Genomic DNA, 17,920 nt, shown 5'->3' with positions numbered 1-17,920 from the left:
CGACATGGGCATGCCATTAGAGTTAAATACAATGATTGTGACCAAAGGAAAAGAAGAGAGAATTGACAATAACTTTTTTAAGCTGGAGAAGGGTGAGTACAGGCTGTATCCGATGCATATCCCACTTGAAGTGAAAAACTCAATTGCCGGTGAAGTGAGGGGGATCGCAGAAATTTATAAGCTTGAATGGAGCGATCAGAAAACACTCATCTATTTTGAAATGAAATCACTCGAGTCTACAAATTAAAAAGCGTATCGGCAAGGTGCCGATACGCTTTATTTATTTTATACGATTGGTCCGCCAAGTCTGGCAATCCGCTCATCCACGCTTGTGAACTTCTTAAAGTTTTCTTTAAACTTCAGTGCAAGCTCCATTGCTTTTTCTTCGTATTCGCTTTCATTCTTCCATGCAAAACGAGGCTGCAGTACATCATCAGGAACACCCGGTACGTGAAGCGGCGTTTCAAGTCCGAATAATCCGTTGCTTGCAGTTTCCGCATTTGCAAGCTCACCGTGAAGAGCAGCTCTGACCATTGCTCTGGTATATCCAAGTTTCATACGTGATCCCGTCCCGTAAGCACCGCCAGTCCAGCCGGTATTGACGAGGTATACTTCAGCATCATGCTCTTCAAGCTTTTTACCAAGCATTTCAGCGTATACAGTCGGTTCAAGTGGAAGGAATGGAGATCCAAAGCACGTTGAGAACGTTGCTTCCGGCTCCGTAATGCCTCTTTCAGTGCCGGCAAGCTTAGATGTATAGCCGCTCAGGAAGTGATACATTGCCTGTTCTTTAGTCAGCTTTGCGATCGGAGGCAGTACACCAAATGCGTCAGCAGTCAGGAATACAATTGTATTCGGGTGACCGGCTCTGCTAGGATCCACAATATTTCTCATTGCCTGCAAGGGGTATGCGGCACGCGTATTTTCAGTTAATGAAGAATCATCATAGTCAGCTTCATGTGTTTCAGGGTCAAGCACGACATTCTCAAGTACTGAACCAAATCGGATCGCATCGAAAATCTGCGGCTCTTTTTCCTCTGATAGGTTAATGCACTTTGCGTAGCATCCGCCTTCAATATTAAATACGCCATTATCAGACCAGCCGTGCTCATCATCCCCAATAAGCTTGCGGTCAGCGTCTGCTGAAAGCGTCGTTTTACCAGTGCCGGAAAGTCCGAAGAATAATGCAACATCACCTTCTGCCCCAACGTTTGCTGAGCAGTGCATTGGTAAAATGTCATTTTGTGGCAACAGGTAATTCATCACTGAGAAAATGGATTTTTTCATTTCTCCTGCATATTCCGTGCCCCCGATTAAAATCGTGCGCTGTTCAAATGATACAATCACAAATGTTTCAGAATTTGTACCATCTGTTTCAGGGTCAGCTTTTAAAGATGGAGCAGAAAGAATTGTAAACGGCGCTTCATTCTGACTCGTCCACGCTTCACCTTTTTGAGCTCTTATAAACAGCTGGTGAGCAAAAAGATTATGCCATGCTCGCTCGTTCACTACACGGATCGGAAGGCGGGAAGCAGCATCAGCTCCTGCGAACCCTTCAAAAACAAATACTTCTTCTTTTTCACCAAGGTGGTTCAGTACTTTCGTATATAAACGGTCAAATGAATCCTCAGAGATCGGCTGATTAACTTTACCCCAGTCAATCTTGTCACGTACAGAGGCTTCATCCACAATAAATTTATCTTTAGGTGAGCGGCCGGTGTATTTACCTGTTTCAGCTCTTACAGCGCCTGTAGAAGTTAATGTGCCTTCTTCTCTCATTAATACCTTCTCCACAAGCTGAGGTACAGAAAGGTTCTTATTCACGCGTTCGCTCATTAATAGTTCTTTTAATTCTGAAGTGTTTCGGATTGTTGTCATGTTATCTCCCACCTTTTCAGTAAGTCATTCACCTTTGTTCGAAATTAGTATAACACATTCAAATGAATAGTCTATACTAATTGGCGATTTCGTTAAAAATTCTTATTTAGTTTAAATTTAATAATCTGGCGTCTGATCTCCGTTTCAGGCGGACGCTTTCCTGGATGAGCCGTTTTGTGGCTCCATTAGACCTCCTCGCCTTCGGCTGTGGGGTCTCAGCTTCCAACTAATCGTCCCGGAGTCGCCGCCTTCTACTGCGATCAACGCTGTGGATATTAAATCAATCATTTTAATAATGCCCATTTTTTTCTGCACAGATGATGATTGCAGCGTAAGGGGGCGACTCCTGCGGCAGGAAGGGACGTGTGAGACCGAGCATGGCGAAGCCTGCGGGCTCACCGCCCGGCCGCGGAAAGCGTCCCCCTGAAGCGGAAATCATCAGCCAACTTAAATAAGCACTAAACTTCTCATCTATAATTGTATATTATGATTGACATTACACATTCATTTCCGTATGATAGTTTTTTGAACGGATACTCTTATCCCGAGCTGGTGGAGGGACAGGCCCTATGAAACCCAGCAACCTGCTCCGCAAAAAAGCATGATGCTTTTGCGGTCCAAACATTTGGAGCGAAGGTGCTAACCTGAAGCAAGACGTGTGTCTTGAACGATAAGAGTGAAAGGCGAACTGATTATGAACCTTTCCTCATGAACGTGATTTGAGGAGAGGTTTCTTTTATTTTATGCCGAAACTTGGATGATCTTGTAGGTTAACGTTCGATCTCTAAGGGTAATGAGTACCGTCGACTATTTGCTTCACAAGGAGGAGACTTATATGTCTGTAAAACGTCGTTTATTTACATCCGAGTCCGTAACTGAGGGACATCCGGATAAAATCTGTGATCAGATTTCTGATTCAATTCTTGATGCAATACTGAAAGATGATCCGAATGCCCGAGTGGCGTGCGAAACTTCTGTTACAACCGGACTTGTTCTGGTAGCGGGAGAAATCTCAACTTCTACTTATGTAGATATCCCTAAGATCGTGCGTGAAACGATTAAAGAAATCGGCTATACACGTGCTAAGTATGGTTTTGATGCGGATACTTGTGCAGTACTAACTTCAATTGATGAGCAGTCACCTGACATCGCAGCAGGAGTTGACCGTGCACTAGAAGACCGTGAAAGCCAGATGACTGATGCTGAAATCGAATCAATCGGTGCAGGCGATCAGGGGCTTATGTTCGGTTATGCAAATAACGAAACAGTTGAACTGATGCCACTGCCAATCTCACTTGCACACAAATTGTCACGCCGTCTGACTGAAGTGCGTAAAGAAGATATTCTTCCTTACCTTCGTCCGGATGGTAAGACACAGGTAACAGTTGAATATGATGAAAATGACAAGCCGGTGCGCGTAGATACAATTGTTATCTCAACGCAGCATCATCCGGAAGTCAGCCTTGAGCGTATTCAGCGTAACCTGAAGGAACATGTGATTAATCACGTTGTACCGGCAGAGCTAATCGATGAAGATACGAAATACTTCATTAACCCGACTGGCCGCTTTGTTATTGGAGGACCTCAGGGAGATGCAGGTCTGACTGGCCGTAAAATCATCGTAGATACGTACGGAGGATATGCTCGTCACGGCGGTGGTGCATTCTCAGGTAAGGATGCAACAAAGGTTGACCGCTCAGGTGCTTATGCTGCACGTTACGTAGCGAAAAACATCGTTGCTGCAGGTCTTGCTGATAAATGTGAAGTACAGCTTGCTTACGCAATCGGCGTAGCACAGCCTGTATCAATTTCTGTTAACACATTTGGAACTGGTAAAGTGGAAGAGGATACACTTGTTGATCTGATCCGTAATCACTTTGACCTTCGTCCTGCAGGCATCATTAAAATGCTTGACCTTCGCCGTCCGATCTACAAACAGACAGCTGCTTACGGACACTTCGGCCGTAATGATCTTGACCTTCCATGGGAAAGAACAGATAAAGCTGATGCTTTGAAGAAGGGTGCAAACGCATAATAGGAATGAAACGGTCCGGAATATATCTTCCATGATATATTCTGGATTTTTTTATGGGTTGGGCATAGGTCAAATTACACGATTCTGCGAACATGTCACGAGATTTTATGAAGCATCATGTTTATTCTTTGAACATCAACAGTTATTCTCTGAACAATAGCATGTATTTTCCGAACCACTAGCGAAAATTCTTCGAACCAACGCTACGATCATGCCACACCAGAATAAGTGTTCGCCATCTCACCCGTCCCATGATATGATAAGGTCACAAATCCCCGATTGATGCTTCGGACCAATACTAGGAGGAATTCCTTTGTTTACAGTCATTCTCGCAGAAAAACCTTCACAGGCGAAAAGCTATGCAGATGCTTTTCAAACATCCAGAAAAACAGATGGTTATTTTCATATAGAAGATTCACTGTTCCCGGGAGGAGCGGCGATTACGTGGGGCTTCGGACATTTAGTGTCACTTGAAGAGCCTCAGAAATATAAACCGGAATGGAAGAAGTGGAAGCTTGATACGCTGCCGATGATCCCGGAAGAATTCAAATTCACCGTCCCTTATGCGAAGCGTGCGCAATTCAATATTGTCAAAGGGCTTCTCAGAAAAGCCGATCAGATTGTAGTTGCAACTGATAGTGACAGAGAAGGGGAGAATATCGCACGGTCCATTATAGAGCAGGCAGGCATGATGCATAAGCCGACTAAGCGTTTATGGATTAACTCGCTTGAAAAAGACGTCATCAGAAAAGGGTTTCAGGAGCTGCGTAATGGTGATGATTATCTTTCATTATATGATGAAGCGCAGACGAGACAGGTAAGTGACTGGCTTGTTGGTATGAATATTTCGAGGCTCTACACGCTCCTTTTACAAGAAAGAGGTGTCGACGGACCATTCAGTCTCGGGCGTGTTCAGACACCAACGCTTTATATGATCTGGCAGCGGCAGCATGAAATTGAAAACTTTAAACCAGAGCCGTTTTTTCAACTGCTTGCTGATCATAAAGAAAGCGGAAAGGCATTTCAGACTAAGCATGGTACTACTTTTAAAAAGAAGGAAGAAGCAGAGAAGACGCTCAAACAGCACAGAATTGAACATGGAGCCGAGTTAAAAGGAACAGTCGTAAAGGCTGAGAAGAAGCTGAAGAAAATGCAGGCACCGAGTCTGCACAGTCTGTCTTCACTTCAGGCAAAAATGAACAGACGATACAAATACAGTCCTTCAAACGTGCTGAAAACCGTACAGGATTTATATGAAAAAAAGCTTGTATCCTATCCACGAACAGACTGTCAGTTCATTACAATGAGTGAATTCCGGTATTTGTCCGGTCAGCTTGAATCAATGAAAGCCGCTGCTGGCGCTACTTTTGAGACAGCGCACCCGAAGCCGCGGCCAAAATATGTACAGGATAGTAAAGTGCAGGAGCACTATGCGATCATTCCAACGAAGAAAGTGCTGACTAAAGACAGAATTGAAAAGCTAAAGCCGATGGAAAAGAATATCTATAACGAAATTCTCGGCAGTACGCTTGCGATGTTCCATGAGGATTACCATTATGAAGAAACGCAGGTGGATGTGGACATTCAGGGGCTCATTTTCAGTGTAAAAGGAACAGTTGAAAAAAAGCGCGGATGGAAAGAGCTATTCAGCGAAAACGCTAAAAAGGATACGATACTTCCTCCATTAAAGACAGGGGATGTGATCGCATCTGTCGTGAATATAAAGGATGATATGACCAAGCCGCCCAAGCCGTATACAGAGGGACAGCTGATTACGATGATGAAAACGGCAGGGAAGATGCTTGAGGATGAACAGGATCAGGCCATGCTGAAGGAAGTTGAAGGGATTGGCACAGAGGCAACGCGGGCATCTATTATCGACACGCTGAAAAAACAGCAGTATATCAACGTGACCAAAAATACTGTCACTGTAACAGAGAAAGGTGTGACCCTTTGTCAAGTCATTGGCGGAACGCTGCTCAGCAGTCCTGAAATGACAGCCAGATGGGAAACCTATTTAAAGAAAATCGGCAGAAAAGAAGGCAGTCAGGAGGCCTTTTTGAATAATATTGCAAAATTTATTCAGCATATGATTACTGAAGCGCCGAAACAGATGGGGAATGTTAAAGCGTCCGCAGGGTCTGCTCAGAAGAAGTCATCTGTCATGCCAATTTGTCCAAAGTGTAAAAAAGGCGTTATGGTCGATAAGGGTGGATTTTTTGGATGCAGTGACTACAAGCAGGGCTGCAGACAGACGCTTCCAAAAATATTATTAAAAAAGAAAATTTCAGATGTGCAGATCAAAGCGCTTTGTGAAAAAGGTCAAACAGGGATGATTAAAGGATTTAAAAGTAAAGCAGGTAAAACGTTCAGTGCCCGGCTGATGTTGAAGGACGGAAAGATTGAAATGGTGTTTAAATAAGAAAAGCGGATGAGTGCATCGCACCTCATCCGCTTTCTGTTATTTGCCGGCAGTTTTCTGCGGGTTTTTCTTTTTTTCAAGCAGTCTCTTCACTTCATCCTTATGCTTTGTATTTACAAGGATATAAAGAAAGTCTCCTGCTTTAATCTGTGTTTCACCGTAAGGACTGATCAGCTGATCGTTACGGACGATCGCACTGATTGTAGCCTGGTGGGGAAATTTTAATTCCTTCAGCTTTTTGCCAACAATCTCCACATCCCGGTTCGTATGAAACTGGATCATTTCTGCATTCGCTTTCCCGATCGATATGAGCTCGAGCGAATGGTGAGGTGTATCTTTTTTAGGTCCGACAAGGTCCAGCTTTTTTGCTACATAGGAAATCGTAGAACCCTGCAGGAGTGTTGATGTCAAAACGATAAAGAACACAACGTTAAAAAACAGCTGTCCGTTCTCAAGGCCTGCTACAACTGGGAACGTAGCGAGTACGATTGGTACTGCACCACGTAATCCGGCCCAGGAAATAAAAATCCGTTCTTTCATTTTGTATTTCATTCCTGCAACAGATAAGAAGACTGCAATCGGCCGTGCAATAAAGATCAGAATAACTGACAGAATCAGTCCGCTGATGACAATATTTAATGAAAATAACTGACCCGGGAAGACCAGCAGCCCGAGGATGATAAACATGAGAATCTGAGACATCCAGGCGAACCCTTCATTAAACTGAAAGATAGAGTAACGGTAAGTTAATTCATTATTCCCGATAATCAGTGCGGCAACATAGACCGCAAGAAAGCCGCTCCCACCAATAATTGCTGTAATACTATATGTTAATAGTGCAAATGAGACGGAAAAAATTGGATAAAGTCCACTCGAATCAAGCTTAATGCGATTGAGTGCATATGAGGCAATTCGTCCGAGAATCAATCCGAGTGCAAGACCGGCACCCATTTGCAGAATAAATGAAGGGATCATGTTCCATATGGATGAATTTTCAGTAGTAATCAATTCAATAAAAGATAAGGTAAGGAAAACAGCCATTGGATCATTTGTTCCTGATTCCGCTTCGAGTGTGGCACCCATTTTCGCTTTAATATTCCGCTCTTTTAATACGGCGAATACTGCAGCAGCATCGGTAGAACCGACGATTGCACCGAATAACAGACCTTCGAGAAGGGTAACATCAAAAATCAAGTAAGCTGAATACCCTACGATTCCGGAAGTAATAAGAACGCCAAGTGTAGCAAGTGATATGGATGGGAGCGCAACCGCACGAACGGTTGGCCATTTTGTCTGCATACCACCCTCGAAAAGAATGATAACAAGTGCGAGAATCCCAATCAGCTGAGCTGCTCTTGCATCATCGAAATAGACGATTCCAAGCCCGTCACTCCCAATAATCATGCCGATTAAAATGAACAGCACCAGAGCGGGGAGTCCCCATTTGTTAGAGAACTTTGCAACAATCACTCCAGTGACCAGTAATAATCCTGTTAATAATATAAATGAGTCAATGCCAAAGGACTCAAACAGCATATAGATCACTCATTATGCATCATCCCCATTTTAAGTATTTTGTTCGGCTTCTTTATAAACCTGTGCTTTTTCAGCGTATTCTCTTACAATCCGCTGCATATCAGCACGGTCCTCATCGTTCACATCACGTATCACTTTTGCAGGACGTCCGAAAGCCATCTTCCCTGCAGGTATTTTTTTTCCGGGTGGCACGAGACTTCCAGCACCGATAAATGCACCTTCCCCGATTTCAGCACCGTCAAGAATGATCGAACCCATTCCAATCAATGCATGTTTTCTAATTGTGCAGCTGTGAAGCGTTACCTGATGTCCGATTGTTACCTCATCTTCAATCACAAGGGGGAAGTTCGGACTCTGATGCAGCATGGATAAATCCTGAATATTCACTTTTTTCCCGATATACGTAGGTGAGACATCTCCCCGAATAACAGCGCCAGGCCAGACACTTGAGTCAGGTCCAATTTTGACATCACCTGATACAGTAGCCATTTTTGATATGTATACACTTTTATCAATTGTAGGGTTGTGACCTTTATAAGAAAGAATCATCAAATCACTCCTGTGTCCAATATGAAATATGATATAGTTTATTTTAACACAGGCATAGCGGATACTTCACAATACAGACTTCTAAGAATTTGAAAGGCAGGTGTTCTTGCTATGTGGAAATGGGAAACAGATGGAATTGCTCGCGGCGTGATAGTAATGGTACATGGAGAGCTTGAGCATCATGCCAGATATGGCTGGTTAATTGAGATGTGGCGTGAGAGAGGCTATCACGTTGTCATGGGTGACCTTCCTGGTCAGGGTATGGTTAAACGGACTGAAAGAGGACATATTGATTCTTTTAAAGAATATGAAACAGCTGTTGAACAATGGATTGAAGCAGCTATGTTATTTAATCTGCCAATCTTTTTACTTGGCCAGGGACTTGGCGGACTGATTGCTGTCCGTATGATGTATAAAAAGAAATATGAAATTGCAGGGCTGATGCTTTCTAATCCAAGCTTCGCCTATAAACATACACCATCTAAATTCAGTCATCTGCTGTCAGGGAGCCTGAACAGACTGTCGCCTGAACATCGTTTTACATTCGGTTTTACAGTTCAGGATGCAACACGTAATGAAGAAATTATTGAGCTTGATTTAGAGGATCCGATTTATGTATCAAGGGTATCTGTCAGGTGGTACAGGGAAATGCTGTATGCTATGAAGCAGACGTTAGCTGAAGACAGTGATTTTCCTGAGATCCCGCTGCTGTTGATGCAAAGCGGTCAGAATAAGCTTGTGGATACAGCTGTCGGCAAAAAGTGGCTGCTCTCACATAATCTTGATGAATTTCAATATAAAGAATGGTCACAATGCTATCATGAATTATTTAACGAACCAGAACGGGATGAAGTTTTTCACTACGCAGAATCATTTGTTAAAAACCGCTTGAGGTCAATCGGCTATGACTTATAAATGAGGTGGAATCACATGGCAGTTCCGAATGAACCGTTATTTCTGATGAATCAGGTATACCGTAAAGTGTTTCCGATCGTTCACAGGGAACTCTTTCACTGGAAGCAAAAAGCACTTCAGATTGAGAATGAAGAGTTAAAAAAGCAGGCAGTGGACAGCATAACGGATAAGGAATTTCACTGTGAAGGCGGGGGGATTATGTCCCTTTTAGCTCTAAAAGGGAAACGTGATGCCATTGAATTTATCGTTGCTTACCAGACAATCAGTGATTATCTTGATAACCTTTGTGACCGCAGTACTTCACTTGATCCAGAGGACTTCGCGGCACTTCACCAGGCAATGGAAGACGCACTGACTGTCGGGGCAGTTCCAGGAGACTATTATCACTTAAGAGAAGACAGTGAAGACCGCTATTTATCAGGACTTGTACAGCGCTGTCAGGAGGTTCTCTCAAGAATTCCGAACTACCCGCTGATTAAGGACGAGCTGCTTTATCTGTCACGTATTTACTGTGAACTTCAGATTCATAAGCACGTGGCGGAAGAGGAACGTGAAGAACGTCTTCAGAAATGGTTTGAAGACCACCGCAATGAATTCCCCGAAATGGAATGGTTCGAGTTTTCAGCATGTACGGGATCAACGCTTGGCATCTTCTGCCTCGTATCCTATGCGCTCAGACCTGATTTTAAACCGGAATATGCAGCCGTGATTAAAGAAGGGTACTTTCCTTACATACAGGGACTTCACATTCTGCTCGATTATTTTATTGACCAGGAAGAGGATCAGAAAGAAGGGGATTTGAACTTCTGCTTCTATTATAAAAATCCGGAAAATCTTTTTAAAAGGCTGCAGCACTTTGTTACGGAAGCAGACAGACATACAAGAAAACTTCCTCACAGCAGATTTCATATGCTGATTAACAGAGGATTACTTGGCGTCTATTTGTCTGATGACAAAGTAAATAGTCAGAAGAAGGTCAGAAATCTTGCGAGAAAGATGATCCGTTCGAGCGGAGCAGTCAGTTTCTTCTTTTATATCAACGGGCGCGCATACAGAAATGTCATGAAGGTTCTGTCAGGAAACATTTATATCAAAAGCCAGGTGTAATATGAGTCGGATGTTTCGCTAAGCGGAATATTCGACTTTTTAAATGGATTTTACAATAATGGTGAGTGAGAGGAGTGAAGTGATGTCACTGACATTAAGTATATTAGATCAATCATCTATTTCAGAAGGCGGGACGGCAGAGCAGGGTCTGCAGCAGACAGTTGAACTCGCACAGCTCGCAGACCGTCTTGGCTTTGAACGCTTCTGGGTATCTGAGCATCATGATACACCGACACTTGCCGGATCTTCCCCTGAAATACTAATTGCCCATTTAGCAGCAAAAACTGAACGGATCAAAGTAGGATCTGGCGGTGTGATGCTGCCGCATTACAGCTCATACAAAGTAGCTGAAAACTTTAAAGTGCTTGAAGGTCTTACACCCGGGCGCATTGACGTTGGAATCGGCCGTGCACCAGGCGGGATGCCAAGAGCCTCATATGCACTGTCTGACGGAAAACCACGTGACGTCAACCGTTACCCGGAACAGGTTGTTGAGCTGCTTCAGTACCTCCATGACGATGTGCCGGAGGATCACCCATACGGCAATATTAAAGCAACGCCGATTACACAGTCGGTACCGGATCTGTGGATGCTTGGCTCAAGCCCGTCTTCTGCAGCACTAGCAGCTGATCTTGGTGTACCATACACATTTGCGTTATTTATTAACGGGCAGGGAGGACCTGCTTATACGCAGCAATATCTGAGACGCTTCAAGCCTTCTAAATATTACAGTGAGCCGAAGCACTCCGTTTCCGTATTTACGATCTGCGGTGAAACAATGGAGGATGCTGAGAGAATCGCTTCAAGCCTTGACCTGTCAATGGTGATGCTGGAGCAGGGCATGCCATCTAAAGGAACACCCAGCCCTGAAAAGGCAATGGCATATGACTACAGTCACTTCGAAAGACTGCGCGTTCTTGAAAACAGGAAGCGTATGGTGATTGGTGATATTGACCATGTTGAAAAAGAGCTGAACAGACTTGCTGAAGAATATGAGACAGATGAAATCATGCTGACAACGATTGCATATGATTTTGAGGATAAGCTGAATTCATTTAAGCGGATCGCGGAGAGAATGCTGTAGGAGGTACGAAGCGGCGGGTTGGTGCAGCTCGGTGTGGCGTGGAATGCCGGGGAGTGTCGTTCAATTAATCAGCGCGTTGATTCAATTAATAACGGCGCTGAACCAATTACCTGCCGGGTTGACTCAATTATAACTGCCTGGTCCTGGGTCTGATTCAATTAACGCGAGCGGTGAACCAATTACCGGTCGCGCCAAACCGAAAAACGTCACGGATGAGCCAATTAATCAATTGCAACCGCCCGGCACTCCATCCCCTTAAACCACCACAAAAACAGCCATGTGATTTTCACCAATCACATGGCTGTTTCTCATTTCTTTTCAATCGCCAGAATAAATGGCGATGGTGTCTGTGTATTAATAAACTGATAGCGGAGCACCTGTGCTTCAAGTCCGTCTATTTTTTCGCAGTAGCGTAACAGGTAGTCACGTTCAACGGCGCCTTCAGGGTGTCCGTGATAAATCACGAGAATCATCATTCCTCCTGAGCGCATCACACGCAGGCATTGTTCAACTGCGGCAATGGTTGTGCGTGGTCTTGTCACAATGGTCTCATCACTGCCCGGCAGATAACCGAGGTTGAAAATCGCACCGGCAACTGCACCGTAGTGGACAGGCGGCAGTGTATCCTCAATCGTTTCATGTCCCTGATTAAATAATAGTACGCGGTTTTTTAATTCATGCTCTTCAAGCTTGGAAGTTGTTTCTGTAATGGCTTCCTGTTGTACATCAAATCCGTAAACCCTGCCATGCTCGCCAACGAGACGTGCGAGAAACAATGTGTCATTGCCATTTCCTACTGTGGCATCAATGACCACTTCCCCCGGTTTGACCGCTCTTTCTAAAAGTGTTCTTGTATATGGGAGGATTCTGTCCAGATTCATGATCGCACCCCGCTTACATATTTGCTCCCCTGACACGAGCCTCTGTCAATCAGCGCCCGGTCAATGCCAGTCAGTACTTCCCACTTATTCACACTCCACATCGGTCCGACCATCAGTTCAATCGGTCCGTCGCCTGTGATTCTGTGGATAATCATTTCTGGTGGTAGAATTTCAAGCTGATCACACACTAGCTCAACATATTCTTCCTGTGTCATAAATTCAAGCTGGCCTTTTTCATATTGCTTAACCATCGGTGTCCCTTTTAACAGGTGAAGCAGATGGATTTTAATACCCTGAACGTCAAGGTCCGCCACAGCTTCTGCCGTTTCCATCATCATGTTGCGGTCTTCACCCGGAAGCCCGTTAATAATATGGGAGCAGACTCTGATACCACGGTCACGCAGCTTTTTAACGCCCTCTTTGTAGCATTCAAAATCATGTGCGCGGTTAATCATATTAGCCGTTGATTCGTGTACAGTCTGAAGTCCGAGCTCAACCCAGAGATAGGTTCTTTCATTCAGCTCAGCCAGATAATCAACTACATCATCAGGCAGACAGTCAGGTCGTGTCGCAATCGACAGACCGACTACATCGTCAAAGCCGAGTACTTTCTCGTACTTTTCACGCAATACTTCAACTGGTGCATGCGTATTCGTAAATGCCTGGAAGTAAGCCATATACTTACCTTCTTTCCACTTGCGGTGCATACGCGTCTTGATTTCGTTAAACTGCACTTCAAGCGGATCAACCCGGTTTCCTGCAAAGTCACCTGACCCGGCAGCGCTGCAGAAAGTACAGCCGCCATGTGCCACAGTGCCGTCACGGTTCGGGCAGTCAAAGCCGCCATCAAGCGCGACTTTAAATACTTTATGTCCAAAATGGTTTCTTAAATGATAATTCCATGTATGATAGCGCTTATTGTCAGCCGCATATTGAAAAGGGTTTTCTATTGCCAAAGGTGTGAACCTCCTTCATTGCTATTAGCGTACTCTAGGCATTCTACCATGATTTGCAGAAGGGGACTACTGAATGGGGGCGGATTGATCAAAAAGCGCTAGATGTAACGCCAATGATTTCCGGCGAGGACTGCGCTTTCCTGCCCCCGGACGGTGAGCTTCCTCAGGCTCCGCCTTGCGGGATCTCACCTGCCCTTTTCCGGGGCGGGAGTCTCCGTCCTCCCCGGAAATCATCGGCTGAGTATGAATATCAACGAGAAAATACACAATTATTTTGAAATTTGAACCACTGCAAAGTCAGCAATATATTAAACAAATATTAAGAATCCTCCATCTTCTTACCAGTATCTTGTTTTCGCTCAAGCAAACCGGTAAAATAATTTGGTACACGAAATACATATGAAATGAGGGACAATCGTGCCGCGTGCTTTATGGTTTTTAGTGATTGGAATGGCAATCAATGTGACGGGGGCTTCTTTTTTATGGCCGTTAAATACAATTTATATCAGCGGTGAGCTGGGGAAATCCCTGACGACTGCCGGACTGGTGCTGATGGCAAATGCCGGTGCGAGTGTACTTGGCAATCTGCTTGGCGGTGTACTGTTTGATAAAATTGGCGGCTACAGGTCTATCATGTCAGGAATTCTGATCACGCTGACTGCAGTCGGCGGACTGATGATCTGGCACGAATGGCCACACTATGTATTTATTATGATCTTTATCGGCTTCGGGTCAGGGATCGTTTTTCCTTCAATGTATGCAATGGCCGGGTCTGTCTGGCCGGAGGGTGGAAGAAAGGCTTTTAACGCGATTTATCTTGCAACCAATATCGGGGTTGCAGCAGGTGCTGCCATGGGTGGTTTTGTTGCTTCATTCTCATTTAATTATATCTTCATTGCGAATTTTGTGATGTATGTGATTTTCTTTTTAATTGCACTGCTAACTTATAAAAATATTGAGCTTCAGCCGAATATCCAGACGAGTGTGCTGCAGGAGCGGGGGCGTATTCAGAGTAAGGCTGCATTTACATCATTACTGATTTTGTGCGGGGCTTATCTTTTGTGCTGGGTTGGATATGTCCAGTGGCAGTCGACAATCGCTGATTACACGCAGCGGATTAACATCCCGCTCGAACTTTACAGTGTGCTCTGGACTGTCAATGGACTTCTGATTGTTGCCGGACAGCCTTTAATCAAGCCAATTGTAAAACGATTTGAGCATAATTTGAAAATACAGATGGCGATCGGCACAGTGATCTTTATGGTGTCATTTGCCGTCACTGCCTATGCAGGAAGCTTTCAGGGGTTTCTAGCTGCCATGATTATTTTAACGATCGGTGAAATGCTGATCTGGCCGGCAGTACCAACCATTGCAAGCAGACTTGCGCCAAAAGGTCGCGAAGGTTTTTATCAGGGAGTTGTAAACAGCACAGCAACCGGTGGAAGAATGATCGGACCGCTTCTTGGCGGCATCATGGTGGACCTTTACGGGATGACGCCACTCTTCTTCCTATTAATCGGATTACTGGTCATTTCAATCGGAATTACGTTTATTTATGACCTGCCATTAAAGAAAAAAGAAGTTGAAGCAGCGGTCTAAAAATACTTGCAAGCCCGGAGTCAATTGAATACAATAGAAAATAGTCATCATAACTAAGACGTTGAAAAGGACTAGTAACAGATCGCCGCTGATAAAAGAGAGTCTGCATTTGGTGAAAGCAGACCGGCAGCACTGTGAACTCACCTTTGAGTCGATCATGCGAAACAGAGTAGCATGATCCGTTTTCCGCGATAAGGACTTGAGCGCGTGTACACGAATTTGGGTGGTACCGCGGGAGTGTATAAGCACCTCCCGTCCCATGATTGGGGCGGGAGTTTTTTGTTTATTACAGGTAATTTTTTACATTAGGAGGAACTGGTATGAGCTTTGATCATAAGGTGATCGAGAAGAAATGGCAAAAGCACTGGCTTGAAGAAAAAACATTCAAGACAGAAGAAGATTTTTCAAAAAAGAAATTTTACGCATTGGATATGTTTCCTTATCCATCCGGCGCAGGTCTTCATGTAGGACACCCGGAAGGTTATACAGCGACTGATATTCTATCCCGTTTTAAGCGTATGCAGGGCTACAATGTACTTCATCCAATGGGATGGGACGCATTCGGACTGCCTGCTGAGCAGTACGCACTTGATACAGGAAACAGCCCGGCTGAATTTACAAAGAAAAATATCGATACATTCCGCCGTCAGATCCAGGAGCTGGGCTTCTCTTATGACTGGGACCGTGAAATCAGCACAACTGATCCTGAGTACTATAAATGGACGCAGTGGATTTTCCTTAAGCTTTATGAGCAGGGACTTGCTTATGTGGACGAGGTAGCGGTGAACTGGTGCCCGGCACTTGGAACCGTTCTTGCAAATGAAGAAGTTATTGATGGTAAAAGTGAACGCGGGGGACACCCTGTAGAGCGTCGTCCGATGAAGCAGTGGGTACTGAAAATCACTGCATACGCTGACCGCCTGATCGATGACCTTGAAGAGCTGGACTGGCCTGAGAGCATTAAAGATATGCAGCGCAACTGGGTTGGCCGTTCTGAAGGTGCAGAAATCACGTTTAACATCGAAAACACCGGCGAAAAATTTGATGTATTTACAACGCGTCCTGACACGCTTTTCGGCGCTACTTACGCAGTGCTTGCACCTGAGCATCCGCTCGTTGAAAAAATCACAACAGCTGATCAAAAAGATGCAGTTGATACTTATATTAATGAAATTAAATCTAAGAGTGATCTTGAGCGTACAGATCTTGCTAAAGAAAAAACTGGCGTATTCACAGGCGCTTATGCCATTAACCCTGTAAATGATGAAAAAATGCCGATCTGGATTGCAGATTATGTACTGATAAGCTACGGAAGCGGCGCAATCATGGCGGTACCGGCTCATGATGAAAGAGACTATGAGTTTGCACAGGAGTTCAACTTGCCGATCCGTGAAGTCGTTGAAGGCGGAGATATTTCTAAAGAGGCTTATACAGGTGAAGGCAAGCACGTGAATTCAGGCTTTCTTGATGGTCTTGGCAAGGAAGAAGCCATTGCTAAATCGATTGAATGGCTTGAAGAAAAGAATCTTGGTACAAGGAAAATCACGTACCGTCTGCGTGATTGGCTATTCAGCCGTCAGCGCTACTGGGGTGAGCCAATTCCGATCATCCACTGGGAAGACGGTACAACTTCAGGCGTACCTGAATCAGAGCTTCCGCTTGAGCTGCCAAAAACAGAAAACATTAAGCCTTCAGGAACTGGTGAATCACCACTTGCAAATATTGAAGAGTGGGTAAATGTCACACATCCTGAAACAGGTATGAAAGGCCGCCGGGAGACCAATACAATGCCTCAGTGGGCAGGAAGCTGCTGGTACTACCTGCGCTATATCGACCCGACAAACAGCGGGGCACTTGCAGATCCGGAAAAAATTAAACACTGGCTGCCTGTAGACATTTATGTAGGCGGTGCAGAGCACGCAGTCCTTCACCTGCTGTATGCGCGTTTCTGGCATAAAGTACTTTACGATATCGGTGTAGTACCAACGAAAGAGCCATTCCAGAAGCTGTTCAACCAGGGAATGATTCTTGGTGAGAATAATGAAAAGATGAGTAAATCTAAAGGGAATGTTGTAAACCCTGATGAGATCATCCGCACGCACGGTGCAGATACACTACGCGTCTACGAAATGTTCATGGGGCCGCTTGAAGCATCTGTTGCGTGGTCTGAAAATGGTCTGGATGGTGCAAGAAGATTCCTTGAGCGTATCTGGCGTCTGCTTATAACAGAGCAGGGTACACTAACAGATAAAGTAAAAGACCTGCCGAATGAAGCTCTTGAAAAAGTGTATCATCAGACAGTGAAAAAAGTGACAGAAGACATTGAAGGCATCCGATTTAACACAGCGATTTCACAGCTGATGGTATTTGTGAATGAGGCTTATAAAGTAGATCATATTCCGGTTGACTATATTAAAGGCTTTATTCAAATGCTGTCACCGATTGCGCCACACATTGCTGAAGAGCTATGGGAGAAAGTTGGAGAAGGTGAGCTCAGCTATTCGGCGTGGCCAACGTTTGATAAGTCTAAGCTTGTAAGTAATGAAGTTGAGATCGTTGTACAAATCAACGGTAAGCTGAAGAAAAAGCTGATGGTTCCGCGTGAAGCAACCCGTGAAGAAATGGAATCACTTGCAATGGAGCAAGAAGAAGTAACATCTGCCATTGAAGGAAAAACAGTCCGTAAAGTGATCGCCGTTCCAGGGAAACTGGTCAATATCGTAGCAAATTGACCGTCTGGATTGTTATAATTTAATTATGCTCAACGCTTTGTTAAAAGTTCATTGATATTTTTTCACAGCTGATGATTGAAGCGTTAGGGGGCGACTCCTGCGGAAAAACGATCGTGAAAGACCCCGGAAGGCAGTGGTTTTCTGCCTGGCCTGAGCGTTCGTCCGCGGAAAGCGTCCCCCTGAAGCGTAAATCATCAGCCAAACTTAACAAAGTCATGCTCAAAAT

General features: G+C 44.6%; 13 protein-coding genes, 1 riboswitch and 1 other annotated feature. Of the genes, 8 read left to right on the top strand and 5 right to left on the bottom strand.

Annotation, left to right across the window (positions count from 1 at the left end):
* The first annotated feature begins 4 nt into the window (after positions 1–4).
* Positions 5–247 carry a DUF2584 family protein gene (locus LG330_RS12890; protein WP_404404462.1) on the top strand — a complete coding sequence of 81 codons (243 nt, stop codon included), beginning with the start codon at positions 5–7 and terminating at the stop codon, positions 245–247.
* Positions 248–285: 38 nt separating this feature from the next.
* On the opposite strand, the gene pckA is transcribed toward LG330_RS12890, so the two are convergent.
* Positions 286–1,878, bottom strand: a complete 1,593-nt coding sequence (gene pckA, locus LG330_RS12885; RefSeq protein WP_404404460.1) for a phosphoenolpyruvate carboxykinase (ATP) — start codon at positions 1,876–1,878, stop codon at positions 286–288.
* A 536-nt stretch (positions 1,879–2,414) separates the two neighbouring features.
* A riboswitch (SAM riboswitch) is annotated at positions 2,415–2,555 on the top strand.
* Between the two features lie 158 nt (positions 2,556–2,713).
* On the opposite strand from pckA, the gene metK reads away from it, so the two are divergent.
* Both metK and LG330_RS12875 read left to right on the top strand, forming a co-directional pair.
* A complete protein-coding gene (gene metK / locus LG330_RS12880) occupies positions 2,714–3,913 on the top strand; it encodes a methionine adenosyltransferase (protein ID WP_404404458.1) in 1,200 nt (399 codons plus the stop codon).
* Between the two features lie 313 nt (positions 3,914–4,226).
* Positions 4,227–6,335 carry a DNA topoisomerase 3 gene (locus LG330_RS12875; protein WP_404404456.1) on the top strand — a complete coding sequence of 703 codons (2,109 nt, stop codon included), beginning with the start codon at positions 4,227–4,229 and terminating at the stop codon, positions 6,333–6,335.
* A gap of 39 nt (positions 6,336–6,374) precedes the next feature.
* Here the strand turns inward: LG330_RS12875 and LG330_RS12870 are convergent, their stop codons facing one another.
* The gene (locus tag LG330_RS12870) at positions 6,375–7,871 is read right to left on the bottom strand and encodes a potassium/proton antiporter (RefSeq protein ID WP_404404454.1); all 1,497 of its coding nucleotides are present in this window, start codon (positions 7,869–7,871) and stop codon (positions 6,375–6,377) included.
* Between the two features lie 30 nt (positions 7,872–7,901).
* Positions 7,902–8,420: a gamma carbonic anhydrase family protein gene (locus LG330_RS12865; RefSeq protein ID WP_404404452.1), complete on the bottom strand. Its 519-nt coding sequence runs from the start codon at positions 8,418–8,420 to the stop codon at positions 7,902–7,904.
* A gap of 111 nt (positions 8,421–8,531) precedes the next feature.
* Here LG330_RS12865 and LG330_RS12860 point away from each other — a divergent pair, with 111 nt between their 5' ends.
* From LG330_RS12860 to LG330_RS12850, 3 genes are all read left to right on the top strand, one after another.
* Positions 8,532–9,335 carry an alpha/beta fold hydrolase gene (locus tag LG330_RS12860; protein WP_404404450.1) on the top strand — a complete coding sequence of 268 codons (804 nt, stop codon included), beginning with the start codon at positions 8,532–8,534 and terminating at the stop codon, positions 9,333–9,335.
* 15 nt (positions 9,336–9,350) lie between these two features.
* On the top strand, positions 9,351–10,442 hold the full coding sequence (locus LG330_RS12855; RefSeq protein WP_404404448.1) for a tetraprenyl-beta-curcumene synthase family protein: 1,092 nt from the start codon (positions 9,351–9,353) through the stop codon (positions 10,440–10,442).
* A gap of 82 nt (positions 10,443–10,524) precedes the next feature.
* On the top strand, positions 10,525–11,526 hold the full coding sequence (locus LG330_RS12850; protein ID WP_404404446.1) for an LLM class flavin-dependent oxidoreductase: 1,002 nt from the start codon (positions 10,525–10,527) through the stop codon (positions 11,524–11,526).
* 308 nt (positions 11,527–11,834) lie between these two features.
* Here LG330_RS12850 and LG330_RS12845 read toward each other — a convergent pair whose 3' ends face one another.
* Together LG330_RS12845 and LG330_RS12840 are read right to left on the bottom strand one after the other, a co-directional pair.
* Positions 11,835–12,407 carry a class I SAM-dependent methyltransferase gene (locus LG330_RS12845; RefSeq protein ID WP_404404444.1) on the bottom strand — a complete coding sequence of 191 codons (573 nt, stop codon included), beginning with the start codon at positions 12,405–12,407 and terminating at the stop codon, positions 11,835–11,837.
* Positions 12,404–13,363 carry a TIGR01212 family radical SAM protein gene (locus tag LG330_RS12840; protein WP_404404442.1) on the bottom strand — a complete coding sequence of 320 codons (960 nt, stop codon included), beginning with the start codon at positions 13,361–13,363 and terminating at the stop codon, positions 12,404–12,406. Before LG330_RS12840 ends, LG330_RS12845 begins: the two co-directional genes overlap by 4 nt.
* A gap of 417 nt (positions 13,364–13,780) precedes the next feature.
* On the opposite strand from LG330_RS12840, the gene LG330_RS12835 reads away from it, so the two are divergent.
* Positions 13,781–14,962 carry an MDR family MFS transporter gene (locus tag LG330_RS12835; RefSeq protein WP_404404440.1) on the top strand — a complete coding sequence of 394 codons (1,182 nt, stop codon included), beginning with the start codon at positions 13,781–13,783 and terminating at the stop codon, positions 14,960–14,962.
* A gap of 52 nt (positions 14,963–15,014) precedes the next feature.
* Positions 15,015–15,225 (top strand) — a binding site (T-box leader).
* Positions 15,226–15,282: 57 nt separating this feature from the next.
* Complete coding sequence (leuS, locus tag LG330_RS12830; RefSeq protein WP_404404438.1) at positions 15,283–17,694, top strand: leucine--tRNA ligase; 2,412 nt, start codon at positions 15,283–15,285, stop codon at positions 17,692–17,694.
* The last annotated feature ends 226 nt before the right edge of the window (positions 17,695–17,920 follow it).

Source organism: Jeotgalibacillus malaysiensis (assembly GCF_044789845.1).
In the GTDB taxonomy this organism is placed as follows: Bacteria; Bacillota; Bacilli; order Bacillales; family Jeotgalibacillaceae; genus Jeotgalibacillus; species Jeotgalibacillus malaysiensis_A.
Note: the sequence above shows the minus strand (reverse complement) of the source record. Positions and strands in the feature narration are given on the sequence as shown.